The sequence below is a fragment of the Streptomyces longisporoflavus genome, assembly GCF_014649775.1.
In the GTDB taxonomy this organism is placed as follows: Bacteria; Actinomycetota; Actinomycetes; order Streptomycetales; family Streptomycetaceae; genus Streptomyces; species Streptomyces longisporoflavus.
The window spans coordinates 140,055-156,347 of sequence record NZ_BMTR01000005.1; the positions used below are offsets into that span (position 1 = coordinate 140,055).

Sequence of the window (16,293 nt, forward strand, 5' to 3'; positions counted from 1 at the left end):
GGTGCATCAGTCGATACTCACCGTGTTGATTTGTTCGACGTTTCGATCTGCCGGGTGAACGGTGCTGCGTACACGCTCCGTTACTCTGCGCGCCAGTTCTCCGCCAATGAGGGTCCCAGCTGGTCGAGATGTGTCTCGGTGATGGCGCGGATCGATTCCACGCTGGAGTCCTCGCCCGCGCCCCACAGTCGTCCGGTCGTGCGCATCACGCCGCTGAAGGCGGCCACCACCACGCGAGGTCGCGGGTCCGCGTCCAGGTCGAGTCCCTCGCGCTCGGCGATCACGCGCGCGATCTCCTCCTCCATCTCGATGGAGCGGCGCAGGTGGGCGGCGAGCAGGGAAGGGGTGGACTCGATCATCTGGTAGGTCCGCATGTGGAGTTCGACGGGGACGACCTCCTCGATGGATTTCCCCAACGCGTCCCAGGCGCCCATGACGGCCCTGCGCAGAGCCACGAACGGCGTCTCCTCGGCGGGGCGTTCGCGCAGTGTCTCCACGAATCGCTGCTCCACCATCTCCTGGACGGCGAAGGCGGTCTCCTGCTTGTTGGTGAAGTACCGGAAGAACGTGCGCTGCGAGACGTCGACGGCTTCGGCGATCTCGTCGACCGTCGTCTCCTCGTACCCCTTGGTCGTGAAGAGTTCGAGCGCGGCGCGCAGGAGGGCGTCTCGGGTGCGCTGCTTCTTGAGCTCGCGCAGCCCGGGGCGGGAGGGCTCGTCGGAGACGCTTCCGGAGGCATCGGCCTGCGGTTTCGCGGGGTCCGCCGCTCGCTGCTCGGTCCTCACACCCTGGCCTTCTTTCCGCCGTTTTGACCGACTCAGCTTACCTGTGAGCTACGTGACAGTTACCGACTTGTGAATTGGTTTGTCAACTGTCAGCGGCTGACACTAGCCTCGAACGTATGACTAGTCAGATCACCGTCGACAAGGCGGACAAGGCGCCGGAGCCATCGTCCGCTCCGGCCCCGGCCAAGGGGCTCCGCGGCCACCCTTGGCTGACGCTCTTCTCCGTCGCGATCGGCGTGATGATGGTCGCCCTGGACGGCACCATCGTCGCGATCGCCAACCCCGCCATCGCCAGTGACCTCGGCACCACGATGGCCGGTGTCCAGTGGATCACCAATGGCTACCTCCTCGCGCTCGCCGTCGCGCTGATCACCGCCGGCAAGCTCGGTGACCGGTTCGGCCACCGGCAGACCTTCCTCATAGGCGTGGCGGGCTTCGCCGTGGCCTCCGGAGCGATCGGGTTCTCCGGCAGCGTCGGCCTGGTCGTCGCCTTCCGTGTGCTCCAGGGCCTCTTCGGAGCCCTGCTGATGCCGGCCGCGCTCGGCCTGCTGCGCGCCACCTTCCCCGCCGAGAAGCTGAACATGGCGATCGGCATCTGGGGCATGGTCATCGGCGCCTCGACCGCGGGCGGCCCGATCGTCGGCGGTCTGCTCGTCGAGCACGTCAGCTGGCAGTCGGTGTTCTTCATCAACGTGCCCGTGGGCGTCATCGCCCTCGTCCTCGGCCTGGTGATCCTCAAGGACCACCGCGCGGAGAACGCGCCGAAGTCCTTCGACATCCCCGGCATCGTCCTCCTGTCGAGCGGCATGTTCGCGCTGATCCTCTCCCTCATCAAGGGCTCCGAGTGGGGCTGGGGCAGTTCCAGGACGCTGCTCTTCCTGGCGGGCGCGGTGGTTCTCTTCGCCCTCTTCGCCTTCTGGGAGACGAAGGTCAAGGAACCGCTCATCCCGCTGGGCATGTTCAAGTCCATCCCGCTGTCCGCGGGCGTGGTCCTGATGGTCCTCATGGCCTTCGCCTTCATGGGCGGGCTGTTCTTCGTCACGTTCTACTTGCAGAACGTCCATGGGATGAGCCCGGTCGACAGCGGACTGCATCTTCTGCCGCTGACGGCCATGATGATCGTCTCGTCGCCCATCGCCGGTGCGCTCATCACCAAGTTCGGTCCGCGCGTCCCGCTCGTCGGCGGCATGGTGGCCACGGCCGTCGCGATGTTCGGCATGTCCACGATGACGACGGACACCGCGACGCTGCCCATGTCGCTCTGGCTCGCCATGATGGGCCTCGGCCTCGCGCCCGTGATGGTGGGAGCCACCGAGGTCATCGTCGGCAACGCCCCGCTGGAGCTTTCCGGCGTGGCAGGCGGTCTGCAGCAGGCCGGCATGCAGGTCGGCGGCGCTCTCGGCACGGCGGTGCTCGGCGCGGTGATGGCCTCCAGGGTCGACGAAGAGCTTCCCGCGAACTGGGCGGACGCCAAGCTTCCGCCCCTGACGCCGGACCAGCTCGACCAGGCGTCCGGCGCCATCGAGATGGGCGGGGCCCCGGTTCCGCCGAAGACGCCGGAGCCGGTCGCCGAGGCGATCACCAAGGTCGCGCACGACACGTTCGTGTCCGGCATGGGCCTGGCCTTCACCGTCGCCGGCGTCGTCGCCGTCGTCGCGGCCCTGGTCGCCACCATGACCAAGCGAGGCGCCAACGCCGAGGCGGGCGCCGGGGTCGGACACATCTAGCCGCGACGGCGTCCGGGCGGGCAGCCGCCACGGCGCGCTGCCATCCCGCCGGGCCGCGCATCAGGGAAAGCCCCTCAGGGTTCGACTGGGGGGCTTTCGCCTATCTGGGTGACGCACATTCGTACCCCTTCCGACGGCGCTAGCGAGTGGGTCACAGTTCTCGCAAGTGATCGACACGAAACGGGAGTTGATGAAGATGCGTACGACCATGCCCACGACCTTCGCCGCCGCCGCGCTCGCCTCGGTGATCCTGGCCCCCGTACCCGCCGGGGCCGCGACACCGCTCGCCGAGGCCGGAGCAACGACACCGCTGGCCAAGGCCGGAGTCGCGACACCTGCCAAGAATGCGCGGGCCGCCGCGCCACCCGGGCTCGCCAGTTGCGGGCCGGGAGAGCTCTGTCTGTGGGGGAAGGCGCAGTTCAAGGGCGCCCGGCAGACGTACGAGCTGTCCGGGATCGACATCGAGAGCTGCGTAGCGCTGCCGGAGGGGGGCAGCGCTCAAGCTCTCGCCAACCGCACGGGCCGGCCGGTCACCACGTATCAGTCCGCCGAGTGCGGCGAGACCGGTGAGTTCGACACATATCCGGGGGGAGGCACCTGGCTCCCCGAATCGCCCTATCGCGTACGGGCGTTCAAGGTCTGGGAGAGCTGACCGATGACGCGCGGCGGCACAGGAAACGCCGGAGGGCGGCGGGAGCCGCTGCCCCGCCGCCCTCCGGACGACCTACTCGCTGATCTAACGCGCTGCTGGTACCGCGCGGCCTAGGCATCGCCTCCGGCAACACCCGGGTCGGCCGACGTGACGTCGAGCAGCTGGTAGCGGTCGATGGCCTGCTTCAGCACGGAGCGGTCGAGCTTGCCCTCACGGGCCAGCTCGGTCAGCACGCCGACCACGATCGACTGCGCGTCGATGTGGAAGAAGCGGCGGGCGGCGCCGCGGGTGTCCGCGAAGCCGAAGCCGTCGGCGCCCAGGGACTGGTAGGTGCCGGGGACCCAGCGGGAGATCTGGTCGGGGACGCTCCGCATCCAGTCGGAGACGGCCACGAACGGACCCTCGGCGCCGGACAGCTTCTGTGTCACGTACGGGGTGCGCTGTTCCTCCTCGGGGTGCAGGAGGTTGTGGCGCTCCACGTCGACCGCCTCGCGGCGCAGCTCGTTCCAGGAGGTCGCCGACCAGACGTCCGCCTTGACGTTCCACTCCGAAGCGAGGATCTGCTGGGCCTCGACCGCCCACGGGACCGCGACACCGGAGGCGAGGATCTGTGCCGGGATCGCGCCCTGCTCGCCCGTCTTGAAGCGGTAGATGCCCTTGAGGATGCCGTCGACGTCCACGTCGGCGGGCTCGGCGGGGTGCTGGATCGGCTCGTTGTAGACGGTGAGGTAGTAGAAGACGTCCTCGCTGTCGGGGCCGTACATCCGGCGCAGGCCGTCCTTGACGATGTGCGCGATCTCGTAGCCGAAGGCCGGGTCGTAGGCGACGCAGGCCGGGTTGGTCGAGGCGAGCAGCTGCGAGTGGCCGTCCGCGTGCTGGAGGCCCTCGCCGGTCAGCGTCGTGCGGCCGGCGGTGGCGCCGAGCACGAAGCCGCGGGCCAGCTGGTCGGCCATCTGCCAGAACTGGTCGCCGGTGCGCTGGAAACCGAACATCGAGTAGAAGACGTACACGGGGATCAGCGGTTCGCCGTGGGTGGCGTAGGCCGAGCCCGCGGCGATCAGCGAGGCCGTACAGCCGGCCTCGGAGATGCCGTCGTGCAGCATCTGGCCGGTCGGGGACTCCTTGTAGGCCAGGAGCAGTTCGCGGTCGACCGACTCGTACTGCTGGCCGATCGGGTTGTAGATCTTCGCGCTCGGGAAGAAGGCGTCCATGCCGAACGTGCGGTACTCGTCGGGGGCGATCAGCACGAAGCGCTTGCCGATCTCCTTGTCCCGCATGAGGTCCTTCAGGATGCGGACGAATGCCATGGTGGTGGCGATCGACTGCTGGCCCGAACCCTTCTTCGCGGTCGCGTACGTCTTGTCTTCGGGAAGCGGGAGGGGCTTCGCGCGGACGACGCGGGTCGGTACGTAGCCGCCGAGGCCCTGGCGGCGGTCGTGCATGTACTGGATCTCTTCCGAGTCACGGCCCGGGTGGTAGTACGGCGGGGCGCCGTCCTCCAGCTGCTTGTCCGTGATCGGGATGTGCAGGCGGTCGCGGAAGCCCTTGAGGTCGTCGACCGTCAGCTTCTTCATCTGGTGGGTCGCGTTGCGGCCCTCGAAGTTGGGGCCGAGGGTCCAGCCCTTGACCGTCTGCGCCAGGATGACGGTCGGCTGGCCCTTGTGGGCCTTGGCGGCCGCGTAGGCCGCGTAGACCTTCTTGTGGTCGTGGCCGCCGCGGCCGAGGTGCAGGATCTGCTCGTCGGTCATGTTCTCGACCATGGCGCGCAGGCGGTGGTCGTCGCCGAAGAAGTGGTCGCGGATGTATGCGCCGGTCTCGGTCGCGTACGTCTGGAACTGGCCGTCGGGCGTGGTGTTGAGCCGGTTGACCAGGACGCCGTCGCGGTCCTGCGCGAGCAGCGGGTCCCAGCTGCGGTCCCAGACCAGCTTGATGACGTTCCAGCCGGCGCCGCGGAACTGGGACTCGAGCTCCTGGATGATCTTGCCGTTGCCGCGCACCGGGCCGTCGAGGCGCTGGAGGTTGCAGTTGACGACGAAGGTGAGGTTGTCCAGGCCCTCGCGGGCGGCGATGGAGAGCTGGCCGAGCGACTCGGGCTCGTCCATCTCGCCGTCGCCGAGGTAGGCCCAGACGTGCGACTTGGAGGTGTCGGCGATGCCGCGCGCCTCCATGTAGCGGTTCATCCGCGCCTGGAAGATCGCGCCGAGGGGGCCGAGGCCCATGGAGACGGTCGGGAACTCCCAGAAGTCCGGCATCAGACGCGGGTGCGGGTAGGACGAGAGCCCGTTCGGTGCCTTCGACTTCTCCTGGCGGAACGCGTCGAGCTGCTGCTCGGAGAGCCGGTCGAGGAGGAAGGCGCGGGCGTAGATGCCGGGGGAGGCGTGCCCCTGGAAGAAGATCTGGTCGCCGCCGTCGCCCTCGTCCTTGCCACGGAAGAAGTGGTTGAAGCCCACGTCGTAGAGCGAGGCGGAGGAGGCGAAGGTGGCGATGTGGCCGCCGACCCCGATGCCGGGGCGCTGGGCGCGCGACACCATCACCGCGGCGTTCCAGCGGGTCGCGTTCAGGACCTTGCGTTCGATTTCCTCGTTGCCGGGGAAGAACGGCTCGTCCTTGGTGGCGATCGTGTTGATGTAGTCCGTACTGCGCATTTCAGGCACGGCGACGCGCTTCTCGCGCGCGCGTTCGATAAGCCGGAGCATCAGGTAGCGGGCCCGCTCGCGGCCGCGTTCGTCCACCGCGGCATCGAGGGAGTCGAGCCACTCCTGGGTCTCTTCGGGATCGAAGTCCGGGACCTGACTCGGCAGGCCGCCAATGATGATCGGGTTGCGATCGGATCCGGAAGCCACGCTGTTCCTTCGCTGTTGGGGCTTTCGCCTGGGTTCTGCCTGGCTGTGAGACGTTCCCCATCGTGTACCGAGTAGGCGTAATCGTCATCTCTACTCAGAGGTAACCGAGGCGCCCGCCCGGCGGCCCTGGGGTAGGCTCGACCAAATCGCAACGATACGCCCATCCTGCCTAGCCGGTTCGTAAGGCCGTTCGGAGCCCGGTTCCGACCGGTTTTCGCGCGAGCGAAGTACGAGCGGAGTGCGAGCAGAGAAGGATCTGGCAGGTGGGCCTTGAGTTGCGGCGACACGGCCGGGAACGTCACCGTTTCAGCGGTCTTGACGGCCGGGTACTTGCGCGATCCGGTCCGCCCGTGTGGACTACCGCCAATGTCCCGCGCACGCGCGTGGGTGAAGGCATTCCCGAAAACATGATCAGGAGGCAAGCCGTGAGCGCGACCGCGGACCACGCGGAGGAGCGGACCAACCCTGCCGCGAGGCTGGGTTTCCAGCCCGAGCAGGTGGTCCAGGAGATCGGCTACGACGACGATGTCGATCAGGAGCTCCGCGAGGCCATTGAAGGGGTGATCGGCAGCGAGCTCGTCGACGAGGACTACGACGACACTGCTGACGCCGTGGTGCTGTGGTTCCGCGAGGACGACGGCGACCTGACGGATGCGCTGGTGGACGCCACCGAGCTGATCGAAGAGGGCGGCGACCTCTGGCTGATGACGCCCAAGACGGGCCGTGACGGCTACGTCGAGGCGAGCGACATCAACGAAGCAGCCACGACCGCCGGCCTTGCTCCGACCAGGAGCATCAACGCGGGCAAGGACTGGACGGGCAGCCGTCTGGTCACGCCGAAGGCGGCAGCCAAGAAGCGGTGAAGCTGCCGCTCAGGCAGCAGGAAGTCGACTGAGCCAATCGCCGTGAGCCCCCACCAGCACATGCCGGTGGGGGCTCACGCGTATGTGCGGTGCCTGCGAGGCGCCCGACCCGGGCAGTGATCGTACGAAACGCCCGTTGCGTAGGGTGGTCGTCACCCGAACAGCCCCATCGAAGGGATGCTTAGCTCATGGCGCTCGCTGGAATCGCGACCGACACCGAGGCACCGGACTTCGAGCTGAAGGACAACCACGGCCGGACCGTGAAGCTGTCGGACTTCCGCGGCGAGAAGAACGTGGTGCTGCTCTTCTACCCGTTCGCGTTCACCGGCGTGTGCACGGGTGAGCTCTGCGCGCTGCGCGACGAACTGCCGAAGTTCGTCAACGACGACACCCAGCTGCTCGCGGTCTCGAACGACTCCATCCACACCCTGCGCGTCTTCGCCGACCAGGAGGGCCTGGAGTACCCGCTGCTCTCCGACTTCTGGCCGCACGGCGAGGTCTCGCGCGCGTACGGGGTCTTCGACGAGGAGAAGGGGTGCGCGGTGCGCGGCACCTTCATCATCGACAAGGCGGGTGTGGTGCGCTGGACCGTCGTCAACGACCTGCCGGACGCCCGCGACCTCGACGAGTACGCCAAGGCGCTCGGCACCCTGTGAGCGACCCCGGGATTCCTCAGGGGTGACACCCTGTGATTCTTCGGGTGCAGAGCCTGTGTCGGCCGGGAACCGGTCACTAGGATCCACTCGTTGATCCGATGGCAAAGCACGACTGGGGCTCCCCGCCCCTGGACATCAATTTGGGAGGACTTGTGGGAGTCAGCCTCAGCAAGGGCGGCAACGTATCGCTGAGCAAGGAGGCCCCCGGCCTGACCGCGGTTCTGGTCGGCCTGGGCTGGGACGTCCGTACCACCACCGGTACGGACTTCGACCTCGACGCCAGCGCCATCCTGACGAATGCCGAGGGCAAGGTCAGCAGCGACGGCAACTTCGTGTTCTTCAACAACCTGAAGAGCCCGGACGGATCCGTCGAGCACACCGGTGACAACACCACCGGTGAGGGCGAGGGCGACGACGAGGCGATCAAGGTCGACCTCTCCGCCGTCCCGGCCGACGTGGACAAGATCGTCTTCCCGGTCTCGATCTACGACGCCGAGACCCGCCAGCAGTCGTTCGGCCAGGTGCGCAACGCGTTCATCCGCGTCGTGAACCAGGCGGGCGGCGCGGAGATCGCACGGTACGACCTCTCCGAGGACGCCTCGACGGAGACGGCGATGGTCTTCGGCGAGCTGTACCGCAACGGAGCGGAGTGGAAGTTCCGCGCCGTCGGCCAGGGGTACGCCTCCGGCCTGCGCGGCATCGCGCAGGACTTCGGCGTCAACGTCTGAGCCGAGTAACACCCTCCGCCTTGTCGTCCGGCGCCGCACACCACGAGTGCGGCGCCGGACGTGCTCAAAACTCTTGTTCCCGCACAGGGACGCCCGCATGGGTCCCGGGGATTTCTGCTCTCGAACCACGGGGAGGACCACATCATGGGCGTCACGCTCGCCAAGGGAGGCAACGTCTCCCTCTCCAAGGCCGCACCGAACCTCACACAGGTCCTGATCGGCCTCGGCTGGGACGCGCGCTCCACCACCGGAGCCCCCTTCGACCTCGACGCCAGCGCGCTGATGTGCAACTCGGGCCGGGTCATCGGTGACGAGTGGTTCGTCTTCTACAACAACCTGAAGAGCCCGGACGGCTCCGTCGAACACACCGGCGACAACCTCACGGGGGAGGGCGACGGGGACGACGAGTCGCTCCTGATCGACCTCTCCAAGGTCCCCGCCAACTGCGACAAGATCGTCTTCCCCGTCTCGATCCATGAGGCGGACAACCGTGGTCAGACGTTCGGCCAGGTCAGCAACGCCTTCATCCGCGTGGTCAACCAAGCCGACCACCAGGAACTCGCGCGCTACGACCTCTCCGAGGACGCCTCCACGGAGACCGCGATGATCTTCGGCGAGGTCTACCGCTACGGCGGCGAGTGGAAGTTCCGTGCCGTTGGGCAGGGGTACGCGTCAGGCCTGCGGGGCATCGCTCTAGACTTCGGGGTCAATGTTTCGTAAAGCCGGGGACCGGCGCGGGGGAGACCGCTAAACGGGAGCCCGTACACACACGATTGGGTAGCCAGTGCTTCTGAAAACCTTCGGCTGGTCGTTCGCGGTTACCGCGCTCGGCCTGGTCGCGGCGGTGTTCTACGGGGGGTGGACAGGTTTCGGGATCGTGGCGATCCTGTCCATCCTCGAGATCTCGCTGTCCTTCGACAACGCGGTGGTCAACGCCGGAATCCTGAAGAAGATGAGTGCCTTCTGGCAGAAAATCTTCCTCACCATCGGTGTGCTGATCGCCGTGTTCGGCATGCGCCTGGTCTTCCCCGTCGCCATCGTGGCCATCAGCGCCAAGATCGGCCCCATCGAGGCCGTGCGCCTCGCGCTCAACGACAAGGACCAGTACCAGCAGCTGGTGACCGACGCACACCCGTCGATCGCCGCGTTCGGTGGCATGTTCCTGTTGATGATCTTCCTCGACTTCATCTTCGAGGACCGCGACATCAAGTGGCTCGGCTGGATCGAGCGCCCGCTCGCCAAGCTGGGCAAGGTCGACATGCTGTCGGCCTGCATCGCGCTCATCGTGCTCATGATCTCCGCGATGACCGTCGCCACCCACGCCCACCAGCACGGCGGCGCGCACGTGGACAAGGCGGAGACGGTGCTGCTCTCCGGCATCGCGGGCCTCATCACGTATCTCGTGGTGGGCGGTCTCTCCGGCTTCTTCGAGAACAAACTCGAGGAAGAGGAGGAGCGCGAGCACGAGCAGGAGGAAGAGGCGAAGAAGACCGGCAAGAAGGTTCCTGCCGTCGTCCTGGCCGGCAAGGCCGCCTTCTTCATGTTCCTCTACCTCGAGGTCCTGGACGCGTCGTTCTCCTTCGACGGCGTCATCGGTGCCTTCGCGATCACGAACGACATCGTCCTGATGGCGCTCGGCCTCGGCATCGGCGCGATGTACGTCCGTTCGCTCACCGTCTACCTGGTCCGCCAGGGCACCCTGGACGACTACGTCTACCTGGAGCACGGCGCGCACTACGCGATCGGCGCCCTCGCCGTGATCCTGCTCGTCACCATCCAGTACGAGATCCACGAGGTCATCACGGGCCTCGTCGGCGTCGTCCTGATCGCCTGGTCCTTCTTCTCGTCCGTGCGCCGCAACAAGGCGCTGGCGGCGGCGGAGGGCAAGGGCTCGGGTTCCGACGACAAGGCCGAGGTCTCGTCCGGCGTATGAGTCCGGGTCTGACCTGTCTCCGGTGTGTGACGCGGGGATGAGTGAGGAACGCTTCTGAACGGGGCGGCCATCGAGGACGAGTCCTCCTGGCCGCCCCGTGGCATTTACGACGGGCCCACGGGGCTCCGGCATATTTTGGGGGCGGCGATGTCCTTCTGGGACGGTTTGTGGCGCGGGCGTTCGACGGACTTCGAGTCGGGCAGCGCCGCGACCAACTCCATCGAACTCACCAAGCGGCACCCGACGGTCTCGCTCAACAAACAGGGCGCGGCCACCGGCAACCTCCGGGTCAACCTCTCCTGGCAGATGCGTACGTCCGACATCATCGGCAAACGCAACAACGGCAGCCTGCTGCGGCACCCCTTCCGGATGTTCCAGCCCGACGTGGTGCAGGCGCACACCCAGGGCGTGGTCAACGTAGACCTCGACCTCGGCTGCCTGTACGAGACGGTGGACGGCGCCAAGGGCGTCGTACAGCCGCTCGGCAGCTTCTTCGGAGACCTGAACGGACCGCCGTTCGTGAAGCTCAGCGGCGACGACCGGTTCGGTTCGCCGTCCGGCGAGACGATCTACGTGAACCTCGACCACCGCGAGTCGATCAAACGGCTGCTGTTCTTCGCCTACATCTACGACCAGACACCGGCCTTCGACCGGACACACGCCAAGGTGACGCTCTATCCCAGCAACGGGCCGCGGATCGAGATCGACTTGGACGAACGCCAGCCGCAGGCGCGCTCCTGCGCGATATTCACGCTGGAGAACGTCAAGGACGAGCTGATCGTGCGCCGCGAGGTGAAGTTCGTGTACGGCTTCCAGGCCGAACTCGACCGGCTCTACGGCTGGGGACTGCAGTGGGGCCGCGGCTACAAGTCCAAGGTGGGCGGCTGAGCCGCCCCGCCCGGGGCCCGCGCCGCGGGCTCAGCGCGCCAGGAACTGCGGCCCCTGGGGCGGCAGCCGGAAGTTCGGGTCGGGCATCGGGGCCACGGGCTGCGGATAGCCGTAACTGGGCTGCGCGGCAGGCGGCGCATGGGCGGGCGCGGGCTGCGGGTAGCCGTAGGAAGGCTGCGGGACCGGCTGGTGGCGCGGGGGCTCGGGAGGGTAGCCGTACGCGGGCTGCGGGGCCGGTGCGGGGAAGGGCTGGGGAGCCGGGGCGTGCGTGGCCGGGGCCTGCGGAGGCAGCGCCTGCGTGGCCGGTTCGGGCAGCGGCTGGTGATGCTGCGGGTAGGGCTGCGGCAGGGACGCCTCGGTCGTCGGCTCGGTCACCGCCTCCGACTCGTCCACGGAGATCCCGAAGTCGCCGGCGAGACCCTCCAGGCCGTTCAGATACCCCTCGCCGAGGGCGCGGAACTTCCAGACGTCGCCGCGGCGGTAGAGCTCGCCGCAGATGAGGGCTGTCTCGTCGCCCGTCTGCGGGGTGATGTCGAAGTACGCGAGCGGTTCGGCCTCGCCCGCGCCGGCGTCGTACAGCAGGATGCGCAGCGCGCGTACGTGCTTGAAGGCGATGTCGTCGGCGGACGCGACGAGCAGGACGCGGTCCACCGCGGGGTCCAGGCCCGCCAGATCCGTCTGGATCGTGTCGGTCGAGCCCTCGGAGAGCCCCCCGGTCACGCGCTTCTTGCCGAGCCGCCAGACCTTGTCCGAGGGATGGCGCGGCTGGTTGTAGAAGACGAAGTCCTCGTCGGACCGCACGCGGCCGTCGGCGCCGAGCAGCAGGGCCGAGGCATCGACGTCCGGGACTCCCTGACCGGGGGTCCAGCGCAGCACGGCGCGGACGGCCGTGGCTGCGAGCGGGACGTTCGACCCCTTCAACATCGCGTGCGTCATGCGGTCATCCTGCCTTCCCGGGTTTGAACGGGACAACGCGGGGGTGACGGTGTGTGGCCTGTGTGTCCTACACGGCCGGGTTACCTGAATTTCATGCCCGTGGGGAACCCTTGACACCCGTCCCTACGTACTATTACCGGCCACATCACGTCGGGTCGCGCCGACGAGTACAGGGGAAATCATGCGTCATTTTGGGCATATAGCCCCAGAGGTGCGACAGCGTCTCTTTCATCGGGAGCCGTGCTCCTTCAGCGCGGACTCCTCCCCGAGTCTGCTGGCCGCCGCGCTCGGGGCCACGCTCTACAGCCCTGCGACGCGCCCCCGCCTCGCCGACGACATCCTGAAACAGGCCGGACGTGGCGTGATCTCGATGGTGCTCTGCCTCGAGGACTCGATCGACGACGCCGAAGTCGTCGGCGCCGAGGAAAACCTGGTCAGACAGTTCGCCGACCTCGCGGAGCGAACCGGAGCGGACGGCGAGGGCGCTCAGCCGCCGCTCCTGTTCATCCGGGTCCGTTCTCCCGAGCAGATAACCGACCTGGCGGACCGCCTCGGTCCCGGCATCCGGCTGCTGTCCGGATTCGTCCTGCCCAAATTCACCGAGGAGCGCGGCGTCGCCTTCCTGGAGTCGCTCGCCGCGGCGGAGGCTGCCACCGGCCGTCGGCTCTTCGCGATGCCCGTCCTCGAATCGCCCGAACTGCTCCACTTGGAGAGCCGCGCCGAGACCCTCGCCGGGATCGCCCGCACCGTCGACAAGTACCGCGAGCGGGTGCTCGCGCTGCGGCTCGGCGTCACCGACTTCTGTTCGGCGTACGGACTGCGCAGGCCGCCCCACATGACCGCCTACGACGTCCACATCGTGGCCTCGGTCATCGCCGACGTGGTCAACCGCCTCGGCCGGGCCGACGGCACGGGTTTCACCGTGACGGGACCCGTGTGGGAGTACTTCCGCGTCCAGGAGCGCATGTTCAAGCCGCAGCTGCGCCGGAGCCCCTTCCTGGAGGGCCGGGCGGAGGAGCTGCGGCAGGCGCTCATCGAGCACGACATCGACGGGCTGCTCCGCGAGATCGAGCTGGACCGGGCCAACGGCCTGCTCGGCAAGACCTGCATCCACCCCTCGCACGTACTGCCCGTGCACGCCCTCTCGGTCGTCACCCACGAGGAGTTCAGCGACGCGGAGGACATCCTGCGACCGGAGCGGGACGGGGGCGGGGTCCTGCGTTCGGCGTACACGAACAAGATGAACGAGGTGAAGCCGCACCGCGCGTGGGCCGAGCGGACGCTCAGGCGGGCCGAGGTGTTCGGCGTCGCGCGTGAGGACATCGGTTTCGTGGAGCTGCTTTCCGCCGGTCTTGGCGGCTGACCGCGGCGGCTGACTGCGGCCGTGCGGGGGCCCGGGGGGCCAGGGCTCCGGCGCTCTGGGGCTCCGGCGGGCGGGGGAGAGCAAGAGCCGCCCAAGAAACAGTGCAAGAACCAGTGCAAGAACCAGTGCAAGAACTAAGGACTGTGCGAGGACTGTGAACGACGACGTGGTGTGGTCAGGGACGTGGGTCGCCGAGCGGCTCGGTGTGGAGTTGGCCGGGGACGCGGGGCTGAGCGACCTGCTCGGCCTCGCGCTGCGCCGCAACCCGAAGCGGGCGCACCTCCTGGTGTCGAACGTCCTGGGCAAGCATGTGCCGCAGCGGCCCTCCGTCGTGTACGCGGCCGGGTACGACCTCGGCGTCCGCGCACGCGCGCTCCTGGGTGACGCGGAGGCCGGGCGCGCGGTCGTCCTCGGGTACGCGGAGACGGCGACCGGCCTCGGCCACTGCGTCGCGGACGGCATCGGCGTCGCGCCCTACCTCCATTCCACGCGCCGCCCGGTCGACGGAGTGCGCCGGGCGGGCGGCTTCGAGGAGTCCCACTCGCACGCGACCTCGCACCTGCTGCTGCCCGAGGACCCCCGGCTGCTCACCAGGGACGGCCCGCTGGTCCTCGTCGACGACGAGTTCTCCACCGGCAACACCGTCCTCAATACGATCCGCGCGCTCCACGAGCTGTACCCGCGCGAGCGGTACGTCATCGTGGCGCTCGTCGACATGCGCTCCCCGCGGGACCAGGGCCGCCTGGCCGGCTTCGCCCGCGAGATCGGCGCGCGGGTCGACCTGATCACGATGGCGTCCGGCACGGTGAGTCTGCCGGACGGCGTCCTGGAGAAGGGGCAGGCACTGGTCGAGGAGTACGAGGCCTCGGGGCCCTCCTCGGCGCCCACCTCGGCGCCCACCTCGGCGCCCTCCTCGGGGCTCCCCGCGCCGCGCAGGGAAGGCGGCTCGGTCGCCCGGGTCGACCTCGGCTGGCCCGCCGGAGTGCCGGACGGCGGGCGTCACGGGTTCGCGCCCGAGCACCGCGCGGCGCTCGACGCGGCGCTGCCGGGGATGGCGGAACGGCTCGCGGAGGCGTTGACTTCGGGGGTTGCGGGGGCCGTCGTGCCCGGCGCTTCCGGCGTTCCCGGTGTCGCTGACGTCCCCGGCGCTTCCGGCGTCCCTGACGCTCCCAGCGCTCCCGGCGCCCCCGACGCCCCTGACGCCCCTGACACCCCCCGCACCCCCAGCACGCCCAAGCGCGGCAGCGGCGGCGCCCGGCGCGTACTCGTGCTCGGTTTCGAGGAGCTGATGTACGCGCCGCTGGCCATCGGCAAGGCTCTGGAGGAGCGGCTGCCCGCCGGTGCGGCGGAGGTGCGGTACTCCACCACCACCCGCTCGCCCGTGCTCGCCGTCGACGACCCCGGTTACGCCATACGCAGCCGCCTCGTCTTCCCCGCGCACGACGCGCCCGCCGACGGGCCCGGCGAGAGGTACGCCTACAACGTCGCGGGCGGCGGCTTCGACGCGATCGTCCTCGTGGTCGACTCCGTGGCCGACCGCCCCGAACTCCACGCCCGCGGCGGCCTGTTGGCGCAGCTCGCCGCGCACACCTCGCAGGTGCTGCTCGCGGTCGTGCCTTCGTACGTCCCCGAACGCGCCCCCGAGCGTGTCCCTGAGCGCGCTTCCGAACGCGCCCCCGAGCACCTCTCCGAAAGGCCCTCCATGCTGCCCGAGCCCCTCCGCGGCCCCGACTTCTCCTCGTACGCGGCCGAAGACGTCGGCTGGCTGCTGCAGGACCTCTCGGACGTGACGCTGGAGGCGCCCACCGAGGAGCGCGAGGAGGCGATACAGAGCGGCGGCGCGCACTACGCAGAGTCGCTGCCGGTCGAGTACCAGCCGAGCCCGCAGTACCAGGAGCTGTTCCGCGCCGCGCTCGGCACCTCCGCCGCGCGCATCGCGCAGGCCGTCGGCACCGTCACCGAGACCGTGCTCGCCGAACGGTCCCCCCGCCCCGTCCTGGTCTCGCTGGCCCGCGCGGGCACACCCGTCGGCGTCCTGATGCGGCGCTGGGCCGAGCACCGGCACGGCCTCGACCTGCCGCACTACGCCGTGTCCATCGTGCGCGGCCGCGGCATCGACGCCAACGCCCTGCGCTGGCTCGCCGCCCACCACGACACGGCCGACGTCGTCTTCGTCGACGGCTGGACGGGCAAGGGGGCGATCACGCGTGAACTCGCCGACGCGGTGCGGGAGTTCGAGGAGGCCGGCGGGCCCGCCGGATTCAACCCGGAGATCGCCGTGCTCGCCGACCCCGGCTCCTGTGTCCGCACCTACGGCACTCGCGAGGACTTCCTCATCCCCTCCGCCTGCCTCAACTCGACCGTCTCCGGCCTGATATCGCGCACCGTCCTGCGCGCGGACCTGGTCGGGCCCGACGACTTCCACGGCGCGAAGTTCTACCGCGAACTCGCCGACGGAGATGTGTCCCTCGACTTCCTCGACGCCATCACCGCCTGCTTCGACGAGGTCACCGACGCCGTCGACGCCCGGGTCAAGGAACTGCTCTCCGCGGACCGGGCCCCGACCTGGGAGGGCTGGGCCGCCGTCGAGCGGATCAGCGAGGAGTACGGCATCCATGACGTGAACCTCGTCAAGCCGGGCGTCGGCGAGACGACACGCGTCCTGCTGCGCCGCGTCCCCTGGAAGATCCTGGCGCGCGCGGGAGCGGGGGCCGACCTCGATCACGTACGGCTCCTCGCGGAGCAGCGTGGTGTGCCGGTCGAGGAGGTGGCCGAACTCCCCTACACCTGCGTCGGGTTGATCCACCCGAAGTTCACGCGCGGGGCAACCGGCGCGGACGGCAAGGCGGTAGCGGCGGGCGGGTCGGCGGGCCAGGCGGTGGCCGCCAAGTGAGTACCTCTGTGAACCCGGTGAGCACC

At 68.8% G+C, this 16,293-nt stretch carries 13 protein-coding genes; 10 read left to right on the plus strand and 3 right to left on the minus strand.

Annotated elements, in window-relative coordinates:
* Positions 1-80 precede the first annotated feature (80 nt).
* Positions 81-698 (minus strand): TetR family transcriptional regulator, encoded by a 618-nt coding sequence (locus IE226_RS12080; protein ID WP_190081430.1) that lies wholly within the window; start codon positions 696-698, stop codon positions 81-83.
* A 203-nt stretch (positions 699-901) separates the two neighbouring features.
* Between IE226_RS12080 and IE226_RS12085 the strand changes: the two genes are divergently transcribed.
* Positions 902-2,512, plus strand: a complete 1,611-nt coding sequence (locus IE226_RS12085) for an MFS transporter (RefSeq protein WP_190081124.1) — start codon at positions 902-904, stop codon at positions 2,510-2,512.
* Positions 2,513-2,720: 208 nt separating this feature from the next.
* The gene (locus IE226_RS12090; protein ID WP_190081431.1) at positions 2,721-3,164 is read left to right on the plus strand and encodes a peptidase inhibitor family I36 protein; all 444 of its coding nucleotides are present in this window, start codon (positions 2,721-2,723) and stop codon (positions 3,162-3,164) included.
* 110 nt (positions 3,165-3,274) lie between these two features.
* Here the strand turns inward: IE226_RS12090 and aceE are convergent, their stop codons facing one another.
* Positions 3,275-6,007, minus strand: a complete 2,733-nt coding sequence (aceE, locus tag IE226_RS12095) for a pyruvate dehydrogenase (acetyl-transferring), homodimeric type (RefSeq protein WP_190081125.1) — start codon at positions 6,005-6,007, stop codon at positions 3,275-3,277.
* A gap of 425 nt (positions 6,008-6,432) precedes the next feature.
* Here aceE and IE226_RS12100 point away from each other — a divergent pair, with 425 nt between their 5' ends.
* The 6 genes from IE226_RS12100 (at position 6,433) to IE226_RS12125 (ending at position 11,075) form a co-directional block, all read left to right on the plus strand.
* A complete protein-coding gene (locus IE226_RS12100) occupies positions 6,433-6,870 on the plus strand; it encodes a DUF3052 domain-containing protein (RefSeq protein WP_190081126.1) in 438 nt (145 codons plus the stop codon).
* A gap of 188 nt (positions 6,871-7,058) precedes the next feature.
* Positions 7,059-7,526, plus strand: coding sequence for a peroxiredoxin (locus IE226_RS12105; RefSeq protein WP_190081127.1), 468 nt, complete (start codon positions 7,059-7,061; stop codon positions 7,524-7,526).
* A 152-nt stretch (positions 7,527-7,678) separates the two neighbouring features.
* Complete coding sequence (locus tag IE226_RS12110; protein ID WP_190081432.1) at positions 7,679-8,254, plus strand: TerD family protein; 576 nt, start codon at positions 7,679-7,681, stop codon at positions 8,252-8,254.
* Positions 8,255-8,398: 144 nt separating this feature from the next.
* Positions 8,399-8,974: a TerD family protein gene (locus IE226_RS12115; RefSeq protein WP_190081128.1), complete on the plus strand. Its 576-nt coding sequence runs from the start codon at positions 8,399-8,401 to the stop codon at positions 8,972-8,974.
* A gap of 64 nt (positions 8,975-9,038) precedes the next feature.
* Positions 9,039-10,187 carry a DUF475 domain-containing protein gene (locus IE226_RS12120; protein WP_190081129.1) on the plus strand — a complete coding sequence of 383 codons (1,149 nt, stop codon included), beginning with the start codon at positions 9,039-9,041 and terminating at the stop codon, positions 10,185-10,187.
* 147 nt (positions 10,188-10,334) lie between these two features.
* Entirely contained in the window at positions 10,335-11,075 is a 741-nt protein-coding gene (locus tag IE226_RS12125; RefSeq protein ID WP_190081130.1) for a TerD family protein, read from the plus strand.
* Between the two features lie 30 nt (positions 11,076-11,105).
* Here IE226_RS12125 and IE226_RS12130 read toward each other — a convergent pair whose 3' ends face one another.
* Complete coding sequence (locus IE226_RS12130; RefSeq protein WP_190081131.1) at positions 11,106-12,011, minus strand: TerD family protein; 906 nt, start codon at positions 12,009-12,011, stop codon at positions 11,106-11,108.
* 181 nt (positions 12,012-12,192) lie between these two features.
* Here IE226_RS12130 and IE226_RS12135 point away from each other — a divergent pair, with 181 nt between their 5' ends.
* A complete protein-coding gene (locus tag IE226_RS12135) occupies positions 12,193-13,374 on the plus strand; it encodes an HpcH/HpaI aldolase/citrate lyase family protein (RefSeq protein WP_190081132.1) in 1,182 nt (393 codons plus the stop codon).
* Between the two features lie 154 nt (positions 13,375-13,528).
* Complete coding sequence (locus tag IE226_RS12140) at positions 13,529-16,267, plus strand: phosphoribosyltransferase (RefSeq protein WP_229870793.1); 2,739 nt, start codon at positions 13,529-13,531, stop codon at positions 16,265-16,267.
* Positions 16,268-16,293: the final 26 nt, after the last annotated feature.